Annotated in this window: 17 protein-coding genes and 1 pseudogene; 8 read left to right on the forward strand and 10 right to left on the reverse strand. The window is 66.9% G+C overall.

Annotated features, from left to right (window positions below):
* Positions 1–10 precede the first annotated feature (10 nt).
* On the reverse strand, positions 11–1,225 hold the full coding sequence (locus CFB41_RS26735; protein WP_089458531.1) for an efflux RND transporter periplasmic adaptor subunit: 1,215 nt from the start codon (positions 1,223–1,225) through the stop codon (positions 11–13).
* 80 nt (positions 1,226–1,305) lie between these two features.
* On the opposite strand from CFB41_RS26735, the gene soxR reads away from it, so the two are divergent.
* Entirely contained in the window at positions 1,306–1,785 is a 480-nt protein-coding gene (gene soxR / locus CFB41_RS26740) for a redox-sensitive transcriptional activator SoxR (RefSeq protein WP_089442076.1), read from the forward strand.
* Between the two features lie 58 nt (positions 1,786–1,843).
* Here soxR and CFB41_RS26745 read toward each other — a convergent pair whose 3' ends face one another.
* Entirely contained in the window at positions 1,844–2,605 is a 762-nt protein-coding gene (locus tag CFB41_RS26745; protein ID WP_089458532.1) for an SDR family NAD(P)-dependent oxidoreductase, read from the reverse strand.
* Between the two features lie 108 nt (positions 2,606–2,713).
* On the opposite strand from CFB41_RS26745, the gene CFB41_RS26750 reads away from it, so the two are divergent.
* On the forward strand, positions 2,714–3,625 hold the full coding sequence (locus CFB41_RS26750; protein WP_089458533.1) for a LysR family transcriptional regulator: 912 nt from the start codon (positions 2,714–2,716) through the stop codon (positions 3,623–3,625).
* Positions 3,626–3,647: 22 nt separating this feature from the next.
* Here CFB41_RS26750 and CFB41_RS26755 read toward each other — a convergent pair whose 3' ends face one another.
* Positions 3,648–4,301, reverse strand: coding sequence for a TetR/AcrR family transcriptional regulator (locus CFB41_RS26755; protein WP_089442075.1), 654 nt, complete (start codon positions 4,299–4,301; stop codon positions 3,648–3,650).
* A 149-nt stretch (positions 4,302–4,450) separates the two neighbouring features.
* Here CFB41_RS26755 and CFB41_RS26760 point away from each other — a divergent pair, with 149 nt between their 5' ends.
* On the forward strand, positions 4,451–5,743 hold the full coding sequence (locus tag CFB41_RS26760; RefSeq protein WP_089458534.1) for an NAD(P)/FAD-dependent oxidoreductase: 1,293 nt from the start codon (positions 4,451–4,453) through the stop codon (positions 5,741–5,743).
* A gap of 44 nt (positions 5,744–5,787) precedes the next feature.
* Positions 5,788–6,186, forward strand: a complete 399-nt coding sequence (locus CFB41_RS26765) for a DUF3331 domain-containing protein (RefSeq protein ID WP_089442073.1) — start codon at positions 5,788–5,790, stop codon at positions 6,184–6,186.
* 29 nt (positions 6,187–6,215) lie between these two features.
* Here the strand turns inward: CFB41_RS26765 and CFB41_RS26770 are convergent, their stop codons facing one another.
* Together CFB41_RS26770 and ggt are read right to left on the reverse strand one after the other, a co-directional pair.
* A complete protein-coding gene (locus CFB41_RS26770; protein WP_089458535.1) occupies positions 6,216–7,544 on the reverse strand; it encodes a dicarboxylate/amino acid:cation symporter in 1,329 nt (442 codons plus the stop codon).
* Positions 7,545–7,778: 234 nt separating this feature from the next.
* Complete coding sequence (ggt, locus tag CFB41_RS26775) at positions 7,779–9,530, reverse strand: gamma-glutamyltransferase (protein ID WP_089442071.1); 1,752 nt, start codon at positions 9,528–9,530, stop codon at positions 7,779–7,781.
* Between the two features lie 363 nt (positions 9,531–9,893).
* Here ggt and CFB41_RS26780 point away from each other — a divergent pair, with 363 nt between their 5' ends.
* Positions 9,894–10,772, forward strand: coding sequence for a MurR/RpiR family transcriptional regulator (locus tag CFB41_RS26780; RefSeq protein WP_089458536.1), 879 nt, complete (start codon positions 9,894–9,896; stop codon positions 10,770–10,772).
* Between the two features lie 27 nt (positions 10,773–10,799).
* Here CFB41_RS26780 and CFB41_RS26785 read toward each other — a convergent pair whose 3' ends face one another.
* The 3 genes from CFB41_RS26785 to CFB41_RS26795 all read right to left on the reverse strand — a co-directional run bounded on the left by CFB41_RS26785 (position 10,800) and on the right by CFB41_RS26795 (position 15,583).
* Entirely contained in the window at positions 10,800–12,146 is a 1,347-nt protein-coding gene (locus tag CFB41_RS26785; protein WP_089458537.1) for an AAA-associated domain-containing protein, read from the reverse strand.
* An 11-nt stretch (positions 12,147–12,157) separates the two neighbouring features.
* Positions 12,158–13,912 (reverse strand): ABC transporter permease subunit, encoded by a 1,755-nt coding sequence (locus tag CFB41_RS26790; RefSeq protein WP_089458538.1) that lies wholly within the window; start codon positions 13,910–13,912, stop codon positions 12,158–12,160.
* A gap of 81 nt (positions 13,913–13,993) precedes the next feature.
* Positions 13,994–15,583 (reverse strand): inorganic phosphate transporter, encoded by a 1,590-nt coding sequence (locus tag CFB41_RS26795; RefSeq protein WP_089458539.1) that lies wholly within the window; start codon positions 15,581–15,583, stop codon positions 13,994–13,996.
* A 255-nt stretch (positions 15,584–15,838) separates the two neighbouring features.
* On the opposite strand from CFB41_RS26795, the gene CFB41_RS26800 reads away from it, so the two are divergent.
* The 3 genes from CFB41_RS26800 (at position 15,839) to CFB41_RS26810 (ending at position 18,438) form a co-directional block, all read left to right on the forward strand.
* Complete coding sequence (locus tag CFB41_RS26800; RefSeq protein ID WP_089458540.1) at positions 15,839–16,783, forward strand: metallophosphoesterase; 945 nt, start codon at positions 15,839–15,841, stop codon at positions 16,781–16,783.
* Between the two features lie 25 nt (positions 16,784–16,808).
* The gene (locus CFB41_RS26805) at positions 16,809–17,141 is read left to right on the forward strand and encodes a cupredoxin family copper-binding protein (protein WP_089458541.1); all 333 of its coding nucleotides are present in this window, start codon (positions 16,809–16,811) and stop codon (positions 17,139–17,141) included.
* A 157-nt stretch (positions 17,142–17,298) separates the two neighbouring features.
* The gene (locus CFB41_RS26810; protein WP_089458542.1) at positions 17,299–18,438 is read left to right on the forward strand and encodes a patatin-like phospholipase family protein; all 1,140 of its coding nucleotides are present in this window, start codon (positions 17,299–17,301) and stop codon (positions 18,436–18,438) included.
* Positions 18,439–18,718: 280 nt separating this feature from the next.
* Here CFB41_RS26810 and CFB41_RS26815 read toward each other — a convergent pair.
* Positions 18,719–19,684 (reverse strand): annotated as a pseudogene (locus CFB41_RS26815) (D-2-hydroxyacid dehydrogenase family protein); the annotation flags it as partial.
* A gap of 128 nt (positions 19,685–19,812) precedes the next feature.
* Positions 19,813–20,979 (reverse strand): alpha/beta fold hydrolase, encoded by a 1,167-nt coding sequence (locus CFB41_RS26820; protein ID WP_089458544.1) that lies wholly within the window; start codon positions 20,977–20,979, stop codon positions 19,813–19,815.
* Positions 20,980–21,173 lie beyond the last annotated feature (194 nt).

The raw sequence follows: 21,173 nt of genomic DNA on the forward strand, positions 1-21,173 counted from the left end.
CTGTCTCCCGTCACTGCGCGGCCGGCGCGCCGGCATCGGCTACGGCCTGCGTGCCGTTGCCCGCGCCATTGCCGGCACCGGCATCGGCGCGTGCGGGCAGCGTCTTCGGCTTCACCTGCGCGCCCGGATAGTAGATCCGCTGCACGCCGTCGACGACCACGCGGTCACCCGCCTGGATCCCCCTCTCGATGATCCGCTCGCCCTCCACCCCGCGGCCGATCGTCACGTCGCGGCGCAGCGCCTTGTCGCCGGGCCCGATCACGTACACGTACTTGCGGTCCTGGTCGGTGAGCACGGCCTTGTCGTCGACGAGCAGCGCATCCTGGTCGCGGCCGCTGACGAGCTGCACGCGCGCATACAGGCCCGGCGTAAACGTATGGTCCGCATTCGGCAGCCGCACGCGCGCGCGGATCGTGCCGGTTTGCGGATCGAGCCGGTTGTCGAGGAAATCGACGGTGCCCGCATGCGGGAAGCCCGTCTCGTTCGCGAGGCCCACGCGCACCGGATCGGCACCGATCGCGCGATGTTTCGGATCGGCGCGCCGCGCGTTGTAGCGCAGGTAGCTCTGTTCGTCGCAATCGAAATACACGTAGACGGGGTTCTGCGACACGACGGTCGTCAGCAGCGTGTCGTCCGCGCGCGCCAGGTTGCCGACGGTGGCGACCGCGCGGCCGACGCGGCCCGCGATCGGCGCGCGCACTTCGGTGAAGCCGAGATTGAGCTTCGCATCGGCGACGGCCGCGTCGGCCGCCTGCAGGTCCGCACGCGCCTGCTCGGCGGTGGCGCGCGCGTTGTCGAGTTCTTCCTGCGACGTCGCATGCGCATCGATCAGCGTCTGCACGCGCTTGAGCTGCACGTTCGCGAGGCTCGCGGCCGCACGCGCCCGCTGCAGCTGCGCATTGGCGCGATCGAGCGCGATCCGGTACGGGCGCGGGTCGATCTCGAACAGCAGCGCGCCCTGCGCGACCAGGTCGCCCTCCTTGTAGGCGACGCGCTGCAGGTAGCCGCTCACGCGCGGCCGCAGTTCGACCGCGTCGACCGCTTCGACGCGTCCGTTGAATTCGTCCGCGAGGCGGATCGTGCGGGGCGCGATGGTGGCGACGCCGACTTCGGGAAGGGATTGAGCCGACGATGCGCCTTTGCCGTCGTGACAGCCCGACAACGCCAGCAGCAGTGCGCAGGCCGCGCCCAAAGGCGACGTCCTGCGTAGGGAAAAGGAGAGCATGATGCCTCGCGACGGGTTAAACTGCCGCGTAGCATAAAAGTTGAAGTTAACTTCAAGTCAAGCTTTCCCGGAGGGGCGACATGGGTATCCAGGAAACACCGCAATGGCCGCTGATGTCGATCCGCGAAGTGGCCGCGCGCAGCGGCGTGCCGGCGTCGACACTACGGTTCTACGAGACGCGCGGGCTCATCAAGTCGCACCGCAACGGCTCGAGCCATCGCCACTATTCGCGCGCGGTGCTGCGGCTGATCGCGTTCATCGTGTTCGCGCAGAAGATCGGCTATTCGCTCGACGAGATCGCCGAGCAGCTCGTCAGCCTCCCCGAGGACACCGCGCCGAGCAACAAGGACTGGCAGCGGCTGTCGCGCGGCTGGAAGCAGCGCGTCGCGAGCCGGATCGAGGAGTTGCAGCGCCTGTACATCAACCTCGACGAATGCATCGGCTGCGGCTGCCTGTCGCTGAAGCGCTGCAAGCTGACGAACCCGGAGGATCGCGCGGGCCGCAACGGGCCCGGCGCGCGCCGCTGGCTCGGCGACAAGCCGCCCGTGGATATCGAATGACCGGCGGACCGGATGTGGCGCGCGATGCCGCCGCATCCGGCCATCTGGGTCGATTGCGTCACCCGACCCGCCAGCCGCCGTTCACCGCGATCGTCGCACCGGTGACGAACGACGCACGCGGCCCGGCGAGCCACGCAACCGCGTCCGCGATATCGTCCGGATGCCCGGCGCGGCCGGCCGGCGTCTGTTCGCGGATCGTCGCCGCAATGGCCGGCGCGACGCCGCTTTCGCCGAAGAAGCGTGTGTCGGCGATATAGCCGGGCGCGACCGTATTGACCGTGGCGCCGCGCGGCCCGAGTTCGCGCGCGAGCGCGACGGTGAACCCTTCGACGCCGGCCTTCGCCGCCGCGTACGCCAGGCCACCCGGCAGCAAGCTGCCGGCGCGCGCCGCGATCGAACCGATGTTGACGATCCGCGCCCCCTGCTCGGCCAGGTGCGGCAGCACGGCCAGGGTCGTCACGAACAGGCTCTTCAGGTTCGCGTCGAGCACGGCGTCCCACACGCGCTCGGCCTCGCCCGCCTCGGTATCCGCACCGACGCGGCCGGTCAGCCCCGCGTTGTTGACCAGCACATCGATGCAAGACCACTGCCCGATGATCGCGGCCACCGCCGCCTCCGCCTCCCGTCTCACGCTCAGGTCGGCGGCCTGCCCGATCGCCGCGCCGCCAAGCCGCGCGACGGCTGCTTCCAGCCGTGCCGCGTCGCGCCCGACGATGGCGACGCGATACCCGTCTTCCACCAGCCGGCGCGCGATCGCAAAGCCGATCCCGCTCGACCCGCCCGTGACGATTGCCGTTCGCTGCTGTTCGATCCCTGTCATGACCTGCCCTCCCGAATGTCGACCGTTGATGACAAGGCCATTCTGGGCAGCATAGTGTGATAGGTAAAATACGAATTCGATGATCCACTGATACGCAAAAGGTATCGCATGATCGATCTACGCCAGTTCAGGCAATTCATCGCGGTCGCCGAGACGCTCAGTTTCCGGCGTGCGGCCGAGCGGCTGCACATGGCGCAACCGCCGCTCAGCGCGGCGATCCGCAAGCTCGAGGACGAGCTGGGCGTCGTGCTGCTCGAGCGCGACAACCGCGGCACGGCGCTCACACCGGCCGGCGACGCGTTCCTGCTCGAAGCACGGCGTGCGCTCGAACAGGCCGAGCGCGCGGTGGCCGTAGCCCGCCGCGCGGGCGCCGGCCTCGGCGGCACGCTACGGTTGCGTTTCGTCGACAGCACGGTCAACGCGCTGCTGCCGCTGATCCTCCGCGCGTTCCAGGAACGCCATCCGGACGTCGATTTCCAGCTCGAGGAAGGCACGACCGCCGAGCAGGTACTCGCGCTGCGCCAGGACCGCACGGACGTCGGCCTCGTCGTGCTGCCGGTGGCCGATGCGGGCGACGTGCGCGTCGAGCCGCTGCTGCGCGACCGGATGGTCGCCGCGCTGCCCGACGGTCACCGGCTCGCACACCGCCGGCGCATTGCGCTTGCCGAACTGGCGGACGAACCGTGGGTCATGTTTGCCGCGCACCACGGGCCCGGCATGCACGCGCTGATCGTGACCGCATGCGCGCAGGCCGGCTTCGCGCCGCGCATCGTCCAGCAGCCGCGCCAGATGCAGACGACGGCCGGGCTCGTCGCGGGCGGCATCGGCGTCGCGCTGATGCCGCGCCTGTTCGTGCCGATGCAGCCGCAAGGCATTACGTTCTGCGAACTGAAGGATGCAGGCAGCCCGCTCGCGTACGAGCTGGCGATCGCGTACCGGACGCCCTCGCCGCTCGTCGATGCGTTGCGCGAGACCGCGCGAAGCGCGGTGCGCGAACTGGGGCTGGCGCTGGCGACGTGACCGCGCGCGTCACGCGCGGCGCTCAGCCGCCGACGACGTTGAACGCAATGTCCACCACGGCCTGCCGGAACGCGTCCTGCCGCGTGGGCAGCGACGTGTACTCCAGCATCATGTGACTGTATGACACAGTGGTGCCGATCGCGCTCGCGATCATGAAGAACAGCACCGTCGGCTCGACCGGGCGAATCACGCCGGCCTCTACCGCCTCCGACAGCAGCGGGAACATCACGTCGTAATACGGGCGCACGAGCCGCTCCTGCAACCGGTCGAGCCGCCCGCCCTCCTCGGTCGCCGCCGTCGAGAAAAACATGCCCAGGTCGGGCTCGTCGAACTCGTGCTCGACGCACAGCTCGATCGCGCGCCGTACACGCTCGCGATGTGGCAGCGACGACGTGCGCAGCGCGCGCATTGCGTCGAACATCGGCTCGGCCAGCTCGGCGATCTGCTCGACGACCGCCAGCCACAACGTTTCCTTCGTCCCGAAATGGTGCGCGATCAGCGCCGCGTCGACGCCCAGCTCGCGCGCGACTTCGCGCACGCTCGTGGCGTCGTAGCCGCGCTTCGCGAACGTGCGGCGCGCGGCCCGCAATATCACGTCCGGCCCCACGGACGCCCCGGCCAGCGGCCGCCCTCGCATACGCCGCTTGGCCGGCGCGCGCTCAGTGACTTCAGCCACGTCTTCCTGCTCTCCTTGAATGACTCGAATACCCCTGTTCCGGCCCCGCTCGAGCGACGCCGAACACCGGGTGACCTGCCCCGCTCCGTTGACACGCGAAGCCGGGAAGCGCTAGGATCATACCTTATTCATCACGTGATGATTTATCCATGACAACCCCTACACGCATCGTCATCGTCGGTGGCGGGATCGCCGGCCTGCAGCTCGCCACCCGCCTGGGCGAGCGCCTCGGCCGGTCCGGGCGCGCCCAGGTGACCGTCGTCGACCGCAGCCCGACCCACATCTGGAAGCCGATGCTGCACACGATCGCGGCCGGGACGCGCGACGTGCAGCAGCAGCAGGTGATCTTCCTCGCCCATGCACGTGATCACGGTTACACGTACCAGCCCGGCGAACTGACGGGGCTCGATCGCGCGCGCCGCCGCGTGCAGCTCGGCGAGATCCGCTCGCAGGACGGCGAACTCGTGCTCGACGCGCGCGAACTCGAATACGACGTGCTGATCTTCGCGCTCGGCAGCCAGGCCAACGATTTCGGCGTGCCGGGCGTGCGCGAGCACTGCTACTTCATCGACAGCCAGAAGCAGGCCGAGACCTTCAACGAAGCGTTGCGGATGCGCGTATTTCGCAGCATCGCGCGCGACGAACCGTTCCGCGTCGCGATCGTCGGCGCGGGCGCGACCGGCGTGGAACTCGCGGCGGAGCTGAGCCGCTTGCTGGAAGTGGCGCAGGCGTACGGTGACGCGACGGTGCGCGAGCGGCTGCAGCTCACGCTGCTCGAGAGCGGCCCGCGCATCCTCGCCGCGTTTCCGCCGCGGATTTCCGCGTCGGCGCAGCGGCGGCTCGAACAGATCGGCTTTCATGTGCTGACGTCCACCCGCGTCACGTCGGCCGACGCAAACGGCTTTCACTACGGCGACGGTTCGTTCGCGGAAGCGGACCTGATGGTGTGGGCAGCCGGCGTGAAGGCGCCCGATTTCATGCAGGCGCTCGACGGGCTCGACACGAATCGCGCGAACCAGGTCGTCGTCGGGCCGACGCTGCAGGCCACCGGCGACGAGCACGTGTTCGCGATCGGCGACTGCGCGAGCCTGCTGCCCGACGGCCACGAACGGCCGCTGCCGCCCACCGCGCAAGTCGCGACGCAGCAGGCCGAGCATCTCGCGAAGCACCTGCCCGCGTGGCTCGACGGCCAGCCGATTCCACCGTTCGCGTTCCACGATTTCGGTGCGCTCGTGTCGATCAGCGACTACGACGCGTTCGGCACGCTCGGGCAGTTCGGGTTCTTTCGCGGCGGCTTCATCCAGGGGCGTTTCGCGCAGTTCAGCCACCTGATGCTCTACCGGCGGCACCAGCAGGCGCTGCACGGCTTCTCCAAGGCGACCCTGCTGTGGATCGCCGAACGGATCAACGGCTGCGTGCAGCCGCGCATCCGCCTGTCGTGATACCGCACGTGGCGGTGTCGCATAACGTTTCGAGGAAAACCGACATGAACAACCGTTTAGCGCCCTGGCTCATGACCGTTGCCGCGATCAGCAGCTTCGACATGCCGTCCGTCTCGTGGGGCGCGCCGCGGCGGCGCAGCGTCACGCGCGACCGGCTGCCGTCGTGGGACATGACGAGCAAGCCGTCCATCAGCGTGCTCGAGCGGCCCACGGCCGACACCGTGATGATTTCATGGCGCGACGCCTGCACCGGGCACTACGGTTATCAGAAGTGGCGGCTGTTCACCACGCGCAAGCGCGGCGTGTGCGCGCTGTCGGGGCAGCCGATCGAGATCGGCGACAGCGTCTATGCGCCGCAATTGCTCGGCTCGACGCCGGGCAACGCCGCCGCGATGGTGCTGGCCGCGTGCATCGACGCGGCCCGCCCCGCCGAGGCGGCCTGACAGCCCGGGAGTCGACCCGGGGCTCCGCTTCAGCCAGAGGTGACGCGATCCGTATCGCGAACCGCCTCGTTCATGCGTGCTTCGGCTTCCGCATCCAGCCGTGCCGCATTCGCTTCGGCTTCTGCTTCCGGCATCAGCTCGCCTTCCCATTTCGCGACCACCGCGCTGGCGATCGAGTTGCCCACCGCGTTCGTGGCCGAACGGCCCATGTCGAGGAACGTATCGACGCCCAGAATCAGCAGCAGCCCGGCTTCCGGGATGTTGAACTGGTGCAGCGTCGCGGCGATCACGACGAGCGACGCGCGCGGCACGCCGGCCATGCCCTTCGACGTCAGCATCAGGATCAGCAGCATCGTGACCTGCGTGCCGAGCGACAGGTGAATGCCGTACGCCTGCGCGATGAACAGCGACGCGAACGTGCAGTACATCATCGAGCCGTCGAGGTTGAACGAATAGCCCATCGGCATCACGAAGCTCGAGATCTTGCGACGCACGCCGAAACGGTCGAGCGCATCGAGGATCTTCGGATACGCGGCTTCCGAGCTCGCGGTCGCGAACGACAGCATGAACGCTTCCTTGATCAGCACCAGCAGCTTGAACACGCGGCGGCCGAGGAACAGCAGCCCGGCCGCGACGAGCGTGCCCCACAGCAGGAACAGGCTCAGGTAGAAGTCGCCCATGAACACCGCGAACTTCAGCAGGATCGACAGCCCGTTGATCGCGACGGTCGACGCCATCGCCGCCAGCACCGCGAGCGGCGCAAGTTTCATCACGTAGCCGGTGATCTTCAGCATCACGTGCGCGAGCTGGTCGATCGCCGCGACGAGGATCTTGCCGCGTTCGCCGAGCGACGCGAGCGCCACGCCGAAGAACATCGAGAACACGACGATCTGCAGGATCTCGTTGTTCGCCATCGCCTCGGCGATCGATTTCGGCACCATGTGGCCGACGAAATCCTTCAGCGTGAACTTGGACGTCGCCAGATGCGCGGACGCGCCGATATCCGGCAGCGGCAGCCCGAGGTTTTCGCCCGGGCGCAGCAGGTTCGCCATCAGCAGGCCGAGCAGCAGCGAGATCAGCGACGCGGTGATGAACCAGCCGAGCGCCTTCACGAACACGCGGCCCACCGACGACGCGTCGCCCATGTGCGCGATGCCGACGACCAGCGTCGAGAACACCAGCGGGCCGATCACCATCTTGATCAGCCGCAGGAACACGTCGGACACCAGCGAGATGTAGCCGGCGATTTCCGCCGCCGACTGTTTGTCCGGCAGCTGCGTGTAGATCATGTAGCCGATCAGGATGCCGGCCGCCATCGCGAGCAGGATCCAGCCTGCCGCGGACATTCGTTTGTTCATATCGGAATTGGATGCACGGGAAGAAGTTGACGGATGAAAGGCGCGCACGCCCGTGCCGTGCAGGGTGCGCGCGTGGCGAACCGGTCGTGCCCGGTGTATCGGGCACGGTCGCCGGCGCCGGTCGGCTCGCGGATCTCCACGAACCGACGTGCTGCCGCCGCAACGGCATTCGCGCGAGGGCGAGCGCCGTTGCGGCGGCAGCGATTCAGCATGATGCGATCAGGTCGGCTCGGGTCAGTAACCGATTGCCGAGCCGGCCGGACGGCGCGGGTCGTTGTAGCCGTAGATGAAGCCGACCCGCACGTTCCCGGACACCGACGAATCGTTCCCGGAACTCTGGCGGCTCGCCGCTTCGGTGCCCGGCAGGCCGACCATGATCAGCTCGGCGGCGCCCCACGGCGTCTGTTCGACCATCTTGTAGCCCATGTTGCGCAGGATCGCGAGCGTGTCGGGCGACAGGCCGTAGGTTTCGTAATAGACCTCGTCGGGCAGCCACTGGTGGTGGATGCGCGGCGCGGTGACCGCGTCCTGCGGCGTCATCCCGTAGTCGATCACGTTCAGCACCGTCTGCAGCGTGATCGTGATGATGCGCGAGCCGCCCGGCGAGCCGACCACCATGAACACCTTGCCGTCCTTCTTCACGATGGTCGGCGCCATCGAAGACAGCGGACGCTTGCCCGGCGCGATCGAGTTGCGCGTGCCCTGCACGAGGCCGAACAGGTTCTGCGCGCCGACCTTCACGGTGAAGTCGTCCATCTCGTCGTTCAGGAAGAAGCCCGTGCCCGGCGCGATGACTACCGCGCCGAAGCGGCCGTTGACCGTGTAGGTCGTCGACACCGCGTTGCCGTCGTGGTCGACGATCGAATAGTGGGTCGTCTCCGGCTTCTCGTGCACGCCGACGCCCGGCTGCACGTCGACCGACGGCGTCGCCGTATCCGAATGGATACTCTTGCGGATCTGCGCCGCGTAGTCCTTGCTCGTCAGCTTCGCGACCGGGTTGTCGATGAAGTTCGGGTCGCCGAGCAGCGTGTTGCGATCTTCGTATGCGTGGCGCATCGCTTCGGTCATGTAGTGCACCGCCGCGGCCGAATGGTAGCCGAGCTTGCGCATGTCATACCCTTCGAGGATGTTCAGCGTCTCGCACATCGTCACGCCGCCCGAGCTCGGCGGCGGGGCCGACACGAGCTCGTAGCCGCGATACGTGCACGTCAGCGGCGCCATGTCCTGCGCACGGTACGACGCGAAATCCGCCGCCGTGATCAGGCCGCCGCCCTTCCTGGCCGCCGCCTCGACGATCTTCGGAATCTCGCCGTGATAGAACGCGTCGGGGCCCTGCTCCGCAATACGCTCGAGCGTGCGCGCCAGGTCCTTCTGCACCAGGCGATCGCCCGGCTGCAGCGGCGTGCCGTCCGGACGCAGGAAGATGCGGGCCGCTTCCGGATCCTTCTTGAAGCGGTCGATCGTCGTGTCGAGGATGTCCGTATCGGCACGCGTCAGCACGAAGCCGTCGCGCGCGAGCCGGATCGCCGGCTCCATCACCTGCTTGCGCGTGAGCTTGCCGTACTTGCGCTGCGCGAGATCGAGGCCCGCAACCGTGCCGGGCACGCCCACTGCGCGATAGCCGTACAGGCTGTCGTCAGGAATGACGTTGCCCTTCGCATCGAGATACATGTTCGCGGAAGCCGCGGCCGGCGCGGTTTCGCGGAAATTGATGAAGCGGTCGCGGCCGTCGGCCAGGTGGACGGTCATGAAACCGCCGCCGCCGATGTTGCCGCAGCACGGGTTGGTCACGGCCTGCGCGTAGCCGACCGCCACCGCGGCGTCCACCGCGTTACCGCCTTCCTTCAGGATGTCGACGCCGATTTGCGACGCGAAGTGCTGCGACGAAACGACCATGCCGTTCTTCGCTTCGACCGCGGGGTCCGATGCGGCGAACGCGCACACGCTCATGGCCGACAACAGGGTGAGTACTACGAGCCGCCTCATGACGGGATCCTCCAGACAAATAAAACCGTGGCATGCCGGAACGCGACGCCGCATCGGGGTATGTCGACGCGCCAATCGAGTGTGTAATAAACAATACATTCCAGCGAGGCCGCGATCATAGCACTCACTTTTTTGCACCAAAACCTAGGGTTATTACTAGACCAAGAACGAATATGAGCCGAATGGATCGTTTCTCAATGTTTGTTTTATTACAATGGTGAATGAGCCGGTCCACCGCGCGATGCGTCCCTCTAATTTCGGAGCGTGCACGGCCCGCCTGATGTCGATCGGCTAACATGCGTGGAGTCGCCGGCAGACACCCGTCTGCCGTTTGTCATTCAGATACGAGAGTTGGAGTGCCCGATGGGGACGAGCATCAGGGCGTTGCTGTTATCCCAGATGGATAGCTTCACGCCGTCGGAACAGAAGGTCGCGCAGGCGTTGCTGGACCGCTACCCGAGTCTCGGGCTCGGGCCGATTGCGAGCTTCGCCAAACAGGCGGAAGTGAGCGATCCGACCGTGTTTCGCTTCGTCGTCCGGATCGGCTTTCCGAATTACTCGTCGTTCCAGCAGGCGCTGTACGGCGAGATCGATACGGCGATGAACTCGCCGCTCGCGCGGATGGATGCGTTCCACTCGTCCGGGGGCATGCGTGACAGCCATTCGGCGATTTTCCAGCGGCTGTCCGCGTCGCTGGCGGCCACGATCGAAGGGCTCGATGCGGCGGCGTTCGACGCCGCGGTGGCGCTGCTGGCCAATCCGGATGCGCGTGTCTTCTGCGGCGGCGGGCGTTACACGGCGCCGCTCGCATCGCTGTTTTCGTTCACCCTCGCCTACGCGCGGCCCCATGTTCAGTATGTCGAGCCGAACGTGAACCTCGCGTCGGTCGCGCTGGCGGACATGGGCCCCGGCGACGTGCTCGTCATTTTCGATTTCCGTCGTTATCAGCGGGACAGCATCCGGTTCGCGCAGGCCGCGCATCGGCTCGGCACGCGTGTGCTGCTGGTCACGGACGAATGGCATTCGCCGATCGGCGAATTTGCCGAGATCGTGCTGCGGATCCGGGGGCAGCCGTTTGCGATGCTGCAGACCAATGTGCCCGCGCTCGCACTCGCCGAAGCGCTCGTGATCGGTGTGACGAATCAATTGCCGGAGCTGGCAAGGCAGCGGATGGAGAAGATCGAACATCTCAACACCGGCGGCATCGGGCAGGACACCAACCAGCGCGATTTGCCCGAATGACGATGGCTCGCCATTCGGGCGACGGCTTCAGCTCTCGACATCCTCGAGACTGAACACCTCCGTCTTGTCGTTGTACGAGAACACTTCCCCGTAACGGCCCCAGTCGATCACCGCATCGAGCGTTTCCTCGGCCGCTTCGTCCGACAGGAAATCCTCCAGCTCCTGCTCGAAGCGCACGCGCGGCGCCCGATGTCCCGGGCGCTCGTTCAATACCTTCCGAATACGCGCAGCAAGCGGCACGTGCTTCAGCAGGTGATCTGCAAACATCAGCTTGCGCTCCTGCGTGCCGAATTCCGCGAACACGCGCGCGGGCGGCGTCAGGAACACGTCCCCTTCCCGCACGTCCGCGAAGCCGAGGTACTGCAGCACTTCGGCGATCGGAAACAGCTCGTCGACTTCCAGATGCAGCGTGCGCGCGATTTCCGGCATGTCCGCGCGGCCGTGGTACGGCGCCATCGCGAGCGTCTCGATCAGACCGGACATCAGGTTGGTCGACACGCGCGGCAGCCAGCTGCCGAGCTCAAGGCCCTTCTTCGTCGCCTCGTTGGTCGCACGCGCGGTCATCTTCGCGTAGATGTCGTCGACGAGCTTGCGGAAATCGGTGTCGAGACGGTTGCGCGGATGCTTGAACGGCACCTTGATCTCGGCGATCACCCGGCCCGGGTTCGACGACAGCACGAGGATCCGGTCGCACATGAACACCGCTTCCTCGATGTTGTGCGTGACGATCAGCACCGACTTGATCGGCATGCGGCCTTGCGTCCATAGATCGAGCAGGTCGGTACGCAGCGTCTCGGCCGTCAGCACGTCGAGCGCGGAGAACGGCTCGTCCATCAGCAGAATCGTCGGATCGACGACGAGCGCGCGCGCAAAGCCCACGCGCTGGCGCATGCCGCCCGACAGCTCGCGCGGGTATGCGTTCTCGAAGCCGTCGAGACCGATCAGGTCGATCGCGGCCAGCGCACGCTCGCGTCGCTCGCGCGCGCCGACGCCGAGCGCCTCGAGGCCGGCTTCCACGTTCTGCAGCACGGTGAGCCACGGGAACAGCGCGAAGGTCTGGAACACCATCGCGACGCCTTCGGCCGGCCCGCGCAGCGGCTGGCCGAGATAGGTCACCTCGCCGCCGGTCGGCTCGATCAGGCCGGCGATGATGCGCAGCAGCGTCGACTTGCCCGAGCCGGAACGGCCGAGCAGCCCGACGATCTCGCCTTCGCGCAGCGACAGGTTCGCATCGTCGAGCACGAGCAATTCGCCCTGCGACTTGTTGAAGCCGCGGTTCACGTGCTCGACGCGCAGGATTTCGTCACCGAGGCGCGGCGGCTGCAGCGGCTGGGACGTCTTGGCGGGGGCGTTGATAACGGTCGAATTTTGCATCGCGCTTACTCTCAATCGAGACGGAGCCGGGATTCCGCATAGGCGTACATCGGACGCCACAGCAGACGGTTGAACAAGGTAACGAACAGGGACATCACGGCGATGCCCAGGATGATCTTCGGGAAATCGCCGGCGGCGGTGGTCTGCGCGATGTACGCGCCGAGGCCGTGCGCGACGACCTTCGTGTCGCCCCACTGCACGAACTCGGACACGATGCTCGCGTTCCACGCGCCGCCCGATGCGGTGATGGCGCCGGTCACGTAGTACGGGAAGATGCCGGGCAGGATCGCCTGCCGCCACCACTGCCAACCGCGGATGCGGAAATTCTTCGTCGCTTCCTTGTAGTCGTTCGGATAGGACATCGCGCCGGCGATCACGTTGAAGAGGATGTACCACTGCGTGCCGAGCACGATCAGCGGCGACAGCCAGATGTCCGCGTTCAGGTGGAAGTGGACGATCACGATCACGAACACCGGGAACAGCAGGTTCGCCGGGAATGCCGCGAGGAACTGCGCGAGCGGCTGGATCTTCTCGGCCAGCGCGGGACGCAGCCCGATCAGCACGCCGAGCGGCACCCAGATCACCGACGCGATCGCGATCAGCACCAGCACGCGCAGCAGCGTGATGAGACCGAGCACGACCACGTGCCCGACTTCGCTCATCGTCACGCCGGTCGCGACGAACGTGACGACGCGCCACACGACGTACGCCGTCAGCAGGATCACGAACGCGCCCCACACGATGTCGCCGATGCGCGACGCGCCGCGCGACGATGCGCCGCGCGTACGCGCGCTTTTCAGCGCCGGAAAGCGCAGCGGAATCCGCGCGGCCTGCGACAGCAGCCAGCCGGCCGGCACGAGCAGCTGATGGATCAGGTGCGTACGGCGCATCATGTCGAGCAGCCAGGATTGCGGCGCATCGCCCGACGCGGTGTTTTCCATCCGGAACTTGTCGGCCCACGCGACCAGCGGGCGGAACAGGAACTGGTCGTAGGCGAGGATCACGACCGACATCGCGACGATCACCCAGCCCACCGCGCCGAGATTCTTGTCCGAGATCGCCTGCGCGAGATAGGCGCCGATGCCCGGCAGCGTGATGGTCTGGTTGCCGACGGTGATCGCCTCCGATGCGACGACGAAGAACCAGCCGCCCGACATCGACATCATCATGTTCCAGATCAGCCCCGGCATCGAGAACGGCACCTCGAGCTTCCAGAAGCGTTGCCACTGCGTCAGGTGAAAGCCGCGCGACACTTCGCTCAGGTCGCGCGGCACCGTGCGCAGCGACTGGTAGAAGCTGAACGTCATGTTCCACGCCTGGCTCGTGAAGATCGCGAAGATCGCAGCCAGCTCCGCACCGAGCACGCGGCCCGGAAACAGCGCGAGGAAGAACGTGACGGTAAACGAGATGTAGCCGAGCACCGGCACCGACTGCAGGATGTCGAGGATCGGGATCAGCACCATGCCCGCGCGGCGGCTCTTCGCGGCGAGCGTGCCGTAGACGAGCGTGAACACGAGCGATGCGACCATCGCGGCAAGCATCCGCAGCGTGGTGCGCAACGCGTATTCGGGCAGGTTCGACGGGTCGAGCGAGATCTTCTGCGTCTGCAGCACGCCGATCGGCGCCATCGTCTGGTGGAAGCCGACGATCGCCATCGCGAGTATGCCGATGATCAGCGGAAACGCGACCACGTCCCAGCGGTTGGGCAGCACGCGCCACGCGGACGCGTTGGCGGTGCGATTCGGATCGAAGAAACTGATATCCATCGGTAGCGTCTTGTGTTGAATTGAAAATCGATGGGACCGGCCGCGCACCGCGCGGCCGGACGTCGCGCCCCCCGGCGCGGGTCAGAACAATCCGTGCAGCAGCCAGTAAAGGGCGGCAGACAGCGCGATCGAAGCGGGCAGCGTCAGCACCCACGCGAGCACGAGGTTGCGCACCGTATCCCAGCGCAGGCCCGCGCCGCTGGCCGTCATCGTGCCGGCCACGCCCGACGCGAGCACGTGCGTCGTCGATACCGGCAGCCCGTACGCGTCGGCCATCCCGATCGTCAGCATCGCGACGGCCTCGGCCGATGCGCCCTGCCCGTAGGTGAGATGCGACTTGCCGATCTTCTCGCCGACCGTCACGACGATCCGCTTCCACCCGACCATCGTGCCGAGGCCGAGCGCGATCGCGACCGCGACCTTCACCCACGTCGGGATGAATTTCGTCGCGCGGTCCATCTGCTTCTTGAACGCTTCGAGTGCGCTCGCGTCCTCGACCGAGAACGCCGGCGCCTTCGCCTTCTCCATCAACCGGATCGCCTCGGACGCGACGTACATGTTGTTGCGCACGTTGTCGACGAGGTTCTGCGGCACGCTCGAGATGCCGCCGGCCTGCGCGACCTGGTCGGCAATGGTGTCGGTGAGCTTGCCCAGTGCGGGAATCGTCGCCGGCGTCAGCTTGTGCGTGCGCACGTAGGCCTCGACATCGGCGCGCGGGTCGGCCGTCCGGGCAGCCGGGTCCGCATATTTGACGAGCGTCGTCGACGCGTGGCGCGCCACCGCGACGAACGTGCTCGTCTGATCGGGCGTCACGGCCTTGTTCAGCGCATACGCGGTCGGCATCACGCCGATCAGGATCAGCATGATCAGCCCCATGCCCTTCTGCCCGTCGTTCGAGCCGTGCGCGAACGATACGCCCGTGCAGGTGAGAATCAGCAGCAGGCGGATCCAGAACGGCGGCGGCTTGTTGCCCTTCGGCTCCTGGTACAGCGCCGGCACGCGCACGAGCGCCTTCAGGAGCAGCAGCACGAGCGCGGACAGCACGAAGCCGATCAGCGGCGAGAACAGCAAAGCCTTGCCGACGCCGAGCGCCTGGTTCCAGTCGACGCCGCTCGTGCCCGACGGGCCGCTGACGATCTGGTTCATCAGGCCCACGCCGATGATCGAACCCACGAGCGTATGCGAACTCGACGACGGCAATCCGAAATACCAGGTCGCGAGGTTCCACGTGACGGCCGCGATCAGCAGCGAGAACACCATCGCGAAGCCCGAGCCGCTGCCCACCTGCAGGATCAGCTCGACCGGCAGCAACTGCAGGATCCCAAATGCGACGGCGCCGCTCGACACGAGCACGCCGAACAGGTTCCAGAGGCCGGACCACACGACGGCCAGGTGCGGGTCGAGCGAGTGCGTGTAGATGACGGTCGCGACCGCGTTCGCCGTGTCGTGGAAGCCGTTGACGAATTCGAAGCCGAGCGCGATCAGCAGCGCGACGATCAGCAGCAGGAACGGGAGAGCCGAGCTTTCCTTGACGGGACTGAGGTCCGCGCTCAGGTGGATACCGACGTAGACGATGCCGCAGGCAATGATCAGAAAAAACAGCGCGAGGCTGATGGTGCGCGTGCGACTGCTGACCGCACCGCTGGTTTCCGTTGCCGCGAGATTCGGCATGAAGGGGCTCCGGAGAGGTGACTCGGAGTGGCAGGCTATCGATCGGTCGTGACGCAAATGTGACGTGTCACTTACAGGACATTGACAAGCCATCTGGCAGGAATCGCGTCGCGCCGCGCAAGCCGCAAACACGGGCGGTCGACCTTGTAACCGGCGGGAATAAATTCGCCGCTGCGCCGGTATGGCACGCGAAGGCGCCGGCTTATTCCAGGACGATCCGGCCGTCCGGTTTCGTCACACGAATGCGAGGCTCACATGTCTTCATCGACCCCCACCAACCCGTCGCGCCGCAAGGCGCTGCAATGCATGGCCTTCGGCGGCCTCGGCACGCTGTTTACGCTGTCGGGCGGCGTCCTGACGCCGTTCGACCTCGCGCTCGCGCAGACCGGCGACGCGCTCCCGGCCAACGCGGGCCGCCCGCTGTTCGTGCAGATCAGCGACACGCACATCGGCTTCAACAAGGACGCGAATCCCGACGTATCGGCCACGCTGAAGCAGACGATCGACCTCGTCAACGGCATGCCGGCGATGCCCGCGCTGGCGATCCATACCGGCGACATCACGCACCTGTCCAAGCCCGAGGAGTTCGACCACGCGTCGCAACTGCTCGCCGCGCTGCGCGTGCCGGAACTGCATACGGTGCCCGGCGAGCACGACGTCACCGACGGTTCGGGCGCCGAGTATTTCGGCCGGTTCGGCAAGGCGTCGGACAACCGCGGCTATTACAGCTTCGACCACGCGGGCGTGCACTTCATCGGCCTCGTCAACGTGATGCACTTCAAGCCGAACGGGCTCGGCAGCTTCGGCGACGACCAGCTCGCGTGGCTCGCGCAGGATCTCAAGGGCCGCTCGTCGAGCACGCCGATCGTCGTGTTCTCGCACATGCCGATGTGGACCATCTACGAGCCGTGGGGCTGGGGCACCGGCGACGCGCCGCAGACGATGGAACTACTGCGCCGCTTCGGCTCGGTCACCGTATTGAACGGGCACATCCACCAGATCGTGTCGAAGGTCGAGGGCAACGTGACGTTCCACACCGCGCGCTCCACCGCGTTCCCGCAACCGACGGCCGGCAACGGCCCGGGCCCCGTGCCGCTCACCGTGCCGCGCGACCGGCTGCCGTCGATGCTCGGCGTGACGACCGTCGAATTCGCGGGCCATCCGGTCGCGTCGTCGCTGCGCGATGCAACGCTGGCCTGACGCACCGAACCCCAGGGAGACCGACATGACCCGCTTCAAGCCATCCCGCCTCATCGCGGCGCTGCTGCTGTGCGCCACCGCCCCGCTCACCGCGTTCGCACAGGGCCCCGACGGCACCCTCGTGACGATCCGCAATTTCATGTTTTCGCCGATGTCGACGACGATCAAGGCCGGCACGACGATCACGTGGAAGAACCTCGACGCGGAACCGCACACCGTCGTCAACGACGCGGGCATCTTTCATTCGAAGGCGCTCGACCAGGACGAGACGTACGCGTTCCGCTTCGACAAGCCGGGCGTCTACAAGGTGTTCTGCGGAATTCACCCGTACATGAAGGAGACCATCACGGTCGAATGACGCGGCGCGTCACGACACGCGCTTGAGGGTCGGAAACGACCGACGTCGAAGCAAACGCGGCCGCCCGTTGCACTGCGGGCGGCCCTGCGCCGCCGATCGCCTAAACTGAATCGATCCGTTCGGACCCGACCCACCCTCATACGCAGCGAGGCCAGCCATGACCGCAAGCCAGCCGGCACGCATGGATCTCCCCGGGCAAGTGGTGCTCGTGCTCCAGGGCGGCGGCGCACTGGGCGCATTCCAGCTCGGTGTCTTTCAGGCGATGGACGAAGCCGGAATCCGCCCCGACTGGGTGGTCGGGACATCGATCGGCGCGATCAACGCGGCGCTGATCGCCGGGAACCCGCCGGCGCAGCGTTACGACAAGCTGTCGGCATTCTGGCGCCGCGTGACCGAACGGACCCGTTTCGACACTGCGCCGCTGCTGCCCGGCTGGAACCGGACGCTGGCCGAGCTGATGATCATCGGCGGCGGCATCGCGGGATTCTTCCAGCCCAATCCGGCCTCGTGGCTCGGGCCGATGGTTCGCCTCGGCGTCGATCGCGCGTCGTATTACCGGATCGCGCCGCTGCGCGACACCCTGGCGTCGCTGATCGATCCCGAGCTGCTGAACGCGGGCCATCCGCGCCTGACCGTCAGCGCGGTCAATGCATGCTCGGGCACGATGCGCTATTTCGATTCACGCGATACGCGACTGTCGCTCGAGCACATCATGAGCTCCGGCGCGCTGCCGCCCGCGTTCCCGGCGATCAGGATCGACGGCGAGCCGTACTGGGATGGTGGCGTGTATTCGAACACGCCGGTCGAGGTCGTGCTCGACGACAATCCGCGCCGCAGCTCGATCATCTTCTCGGTCCAGATGTGGAACCCGGCCGGCCCCGAGCCCCAGAGCATCTGGCAGGTGTCGGAGCGGCAGAAGGACATCCAGTACGCGAGCCGCACCGACAGCCACATCGCGCGGCAGCAGCAAATTCACCGGCTGCGCCACGTGATCCGCGAACTGGCGCGGCACGTGCCGGAAGCCGAACACGCGTCGCCGGCCGTGCGCCGGCTCGCCGCGTGGGGATGCGAAACCACGATGCATCTGATCAAGCTCGCGGCACCGCGACTCGCCGACGACAATCAGTTCAAGGACATCGATTTCACGCCGGCCGGCATCGAGGCCCGCCGGCAGGCCGGCTACGAGGCCGCGCAACGGGCCATCGCGGCGCGTCCGTGGGAGACACCGACGGACCCGACGGAAGGCCTGACGGTATTCGACGCCAGCGGGCCGCCGATCACGGAAGATCCGGCATGACACGCGGCACCGCTATCGCGCGCCGACGGCACCGGCACGATCACATGCGCCCGGCGGCCTGAAGGCAGGCCCGGCCGGCCGCATTCACCTCGACCATCGCCACGCCGTCCCGCGCGGGGTGCCGGACCACGTAGCCGCGCGTGCAGGCTTCCTCCCACACCGGCAGGCGCGGGCACGACGTGCGCCACACATCGATCACTTCGTCATAGGGCCGCCCGGCGGGCCCGATCCATTCGAGCAGGTCGAGGATCAGCGACTCGATCGACGCCGATTCGCGCTCGAGCACGGCCGGATTGACCACGTGGATCGGCTGCCCGGCCGCATACGACACGATCTGGTCGAATACATCCGCGAACTGCGTCTCGTATTCGTCCTCCGTCACGTAGCCGATGTGCGGCGTGCATACGACATTCGGCAAACGCAGCAGCGGATGCCGCGGGTCGTGCAACGGCTCCGTCTCGTAGACGTCCACCGCCGCCATCCCGGGTCGGCCGGCCTGCAACGCCGCTTCGAGCGCGCCCGGTGCGACGAGGCCCGCGCGGCTCGTGTTCACCAGCAGCGCGCCCGGTTTCATCCGGCCCAGATCCGCGGCCGCCACGATGCCGCGCGTGGCCGGCACGAGTCGCAAATGCAGCGAAAGCACATCGCAGGTTTCGAAGAAGGCGGGCTTGTCCGGCGCCGTGCTCCACCCGTCGTCGCGCGCACGCTGCAGCGACGTTTCGCGCGCCCAGACCAGCACGTTCATCCCGAACGCGGCGCCGTACCGCGCAACCTCCGCACCAATCCGGCCATAGCCGTAAATCCCCAGCGTGCGCCCGCGCAGCGTCCGCCCGACGCCGATCTGCCAGTCACCGGCCTGCAGCGCGCGCATCTGCTGCGGAATCTGGCGCATCGCGGCGAGCACGAGACCCCACGTGAGCTCCGCGGCCGCAAAGGAGGGCGTGCCCGCATGCTGGTTCGACGACACGATCACGCCGTGTGCGGTACATGCGTCGATGTCGATGTGCGGATAGACGCTGCGCTGGCTGATCAGCCGCAGCTTCGGCAGCCGCGCGACCAGCGGCGCGCGAATCTGCGTGCGTTCGCGGATCAGCACCAGCACTTCCGTGTCGCGCAGGCGCTCGGCCAGCGCGTCGACGTCCTGCACGTGATCGTTCCAGATCGTGACCGCGTGCCCGTCGAGCTTACGAAAGCACGGCAGCGTGCGCAGCGTGTCGAAATAATCGTCGAGGATCGTGATGTTCATGGCGAACGCTCCTGGCAACGCCGTCATCCTGAACCGGGAACGCTTCGCAGGGAAATGAATTTATCTTGCCGATTCCTGCATTTTTCTGATCGATCGATGTTCGCCCTGCGCGGACTTCGCACGTACGCTCACTGCCCTGCCGCGCGCATGTCCGGCGCCGTGCCGGCAACGACCGGACACGATTGCGGCAACGCCTGCCCGAACAGCACGGCCAGCCCGCAAGCGGACGTGAACATGCCGAGGCCGTCATGCCCGACGCCCGGCACTTCGACGACCTGCTGCGCGAGATCGTCAGGATGCCGTTTCTTCAGGTAATCGAAATACGCGAGCCCGCGTGCGAGCCGGTACGGGCCTTGCGCCATGGCCGCGCATGAGCGGTCGATGAAGTGGGTGTAAGGGTTCGTGTCGGCCAGGCCGAGCAGGTACACGACGTGACGCGCGACATAGCGTGTTTCGAGATCCCGCACGTCCTGCGACGCAACATAAGGCGGCGCCGACTTCAGCCCGTATTTCCACTCGGTCGCGCTCGGGCAGGTTCCGCCTGCGATCGCCTGGCCGTCCGGCCGCTCGTCGTCGAAATACAGGTAGCTCGACGGGTTCGCGACCACATAGCGCACCGCGATGCCGGCCCGCGCGAGCGCATCGCCTTCGTGCCCGGCCACCGCATAGCGCTGCAGCAACTGCGCGCCGGCGGAGTGGCCGATCACGACGACCGTCGACAACGCGGGATACAGGCTGCGGTCGGCGAAATGCGCGAGCAATGCGTCGAGCGCGGTGAACGAACTGATCGGGGCGGGCTGGCGTGCCGGTTCGCCGCCCTTCCATCCTTCCTGGGTCCAGGCGAGCGTCGGCGCGGGCAGCGAGAACGCACGCGTATCGGCGCGTGTCAGGAATTGCGGCGCGACGACCATCGTGCCCTGGCCCGCCGCACCGGCCTTCTCGACGACCTTGAGCCCCGATGCGAAATAAGCGTCGGCGTTGCGCAGCGTCCCGTGAATCACGATGAACACACGCGTGACGTCGGGTACCGCCTTGTCGACGGGATGGTCGGCATAGACGGGCAACATCGCGCTGCCCTGCGGCGTGTCGACGGTCAAGCGCTGGTCGGCGACTGCCTTCACCGGTGCTTCGAGGCGTTCGCGCTGGGTGGGCGTGGCGGCTTCGGCCGGGCGCGCGGCGCCCAGGACGCCGATGGCTGCCGCAACCGAAATCGCGAACGCCAGGGTTCGGGTGGCCGGCAACACGCGTGAGCGCCGGATACTTGCAAAGGCACAGGCAACGGAAATGAGTGACATGGCGGCGGATCGAGTGGCGGACATGACTTCAACGGCGATGGTCGCAGAATCCGTCGCGCGCTGCCGGACGGTTACGGGAAGCGCGCAGCCGCCCCGCACGCCCTCGAGAGTCGCCCCGATCCATCCCCGTTATTGCGTTTCGCTATCAACCCCATTGCCAGCAATGCTTTCAAACATATCGTCAAGTTCCGATA

The sequence above is a fragment of the Burkholderia sp. AU33803 genome (assembly GCF_002223095.1).
GTDB lineage: Bacteria > Pseudomonadota > Gammaproteobacteria > Burkholderiales > Burkholderiaceae > Burkholderia.

Excerpts from the sequence above, each read along its gene's own strand:
- CFB41_RS26820 (WP_089458544.1), bottom strand. The coding sequence starts at position 20,979 with ATGTCACTCATTTCCGTTGCCTGTGCCTTTGCAAGTATCCGGCGCTCA.
- soxR (WP_089442076.1), top strand. The coding sequence starts at position 1,306 with ATGGGTATCCAGGAAACACCGCAATGGCCGCTGATGTCGATCCGCGAA.
- CFB41_RS26805 (WP_089458541.1), top strand. The coding sequence starts at position 16,809 with ATGACCCGCTTCAAGCCATCCCGCCTCATCGCGGCGCTGCTGCTGTGC.
- CFB41_RS26785 (WP_089458537.1), bottom strand. The coding sequence starts at position 12,146 with ATGCAAAATTCGACCGTTATCAACGCCCCCGCCAAGACGTCCCAGCCG.
- CFB41_RS26790 (WP_089458538.1), bottom strand. The coding sequence starts at position 13,912 with ATGGATATCAGTTTCTTCGATCCGAATCGCACCGCCAACGCGTCCGCG.
- CFB41_RS26800 (WP_089458540.1), top strand. The coding sequence starts at position 15,839 with ATGTCTTCATCGACCCCCACCAACCCGTCGCGCCGCAAGGCGCTGCAA.
- CFB41_RS26765 (WP_089442073.1), top strand. The coding sequence starts at position 5,788 with ATGAACAACCGTTTAGCGCCCTGGCTCATGACCGTTGCCGCGATCAGC.
- CFB41_RS26780 (WP_089458536.1), top strand. The coding sequence starts at position 9,894 with ATGGGGACGAGCATCAGGGCGTTGCTGTTATCCCAGATGGATAGCTTC.
- CFB41_RS26760 (WP_089458534.1), top strand. The coding sequence starts at position 4,451 with ATGACAACCCCTACACGCATCGTCATCGTCGGTGGCGGGATCGCCGGC.
- CFB41_RS26795 (WP_089458539.1), bottom strand. The coding sequence starts at position 15,583 with ATGCCGAATCTCGCGGCAACGGAAACCAGCGGTGCGGTCAGCAGTCGC.
- CFB41_RS26770 (WP_089458535.1), bottom strand. The coding sequence starts at position 7,544 with ATGAACAAACGAATGTCCGCGGCAGGCTGGATCCTGCTCGCGATGGCG.
- CFB41_RS26810 (WP_089458542.1), top strand. The coding sequence starts at position 17,299 with ATGACCGCAAGCCAGCCGGCACGCATGGATCTCCCCGGGCAAGTGGTG.
- CFB41_RS26745 (WP_089458532.1), bottom strand. The coding sequence starts at position 2,605 with ATGACAGGGATCGAACAGCAGCGAACGGCAATCGTCACGGGCGGGTCG.
- CFB41_RS26750 (WP_089458533.1), top strand. The coding sequence starts at position 2,714 with ATGATCGATCTACGCCAGTTCAGGCAATTCATCGCGGTCGCCGAGACG.
- ggt (WP_089442071.1), bottom strand. The coding sequence starts at position 9,530 with ATGAGGCGGCTCGTAGTACTCACCCTGTTGTCGGCCATGAGCGTGTGC.
- CFB41_RS26735 (WP_089458531.1), bottom strand. The coding sequence starts at position 1,225 with ATGCTCTCCTTTTCCCTACGCAGGACGTCGCCTTTGGGCGCGGCCTGC.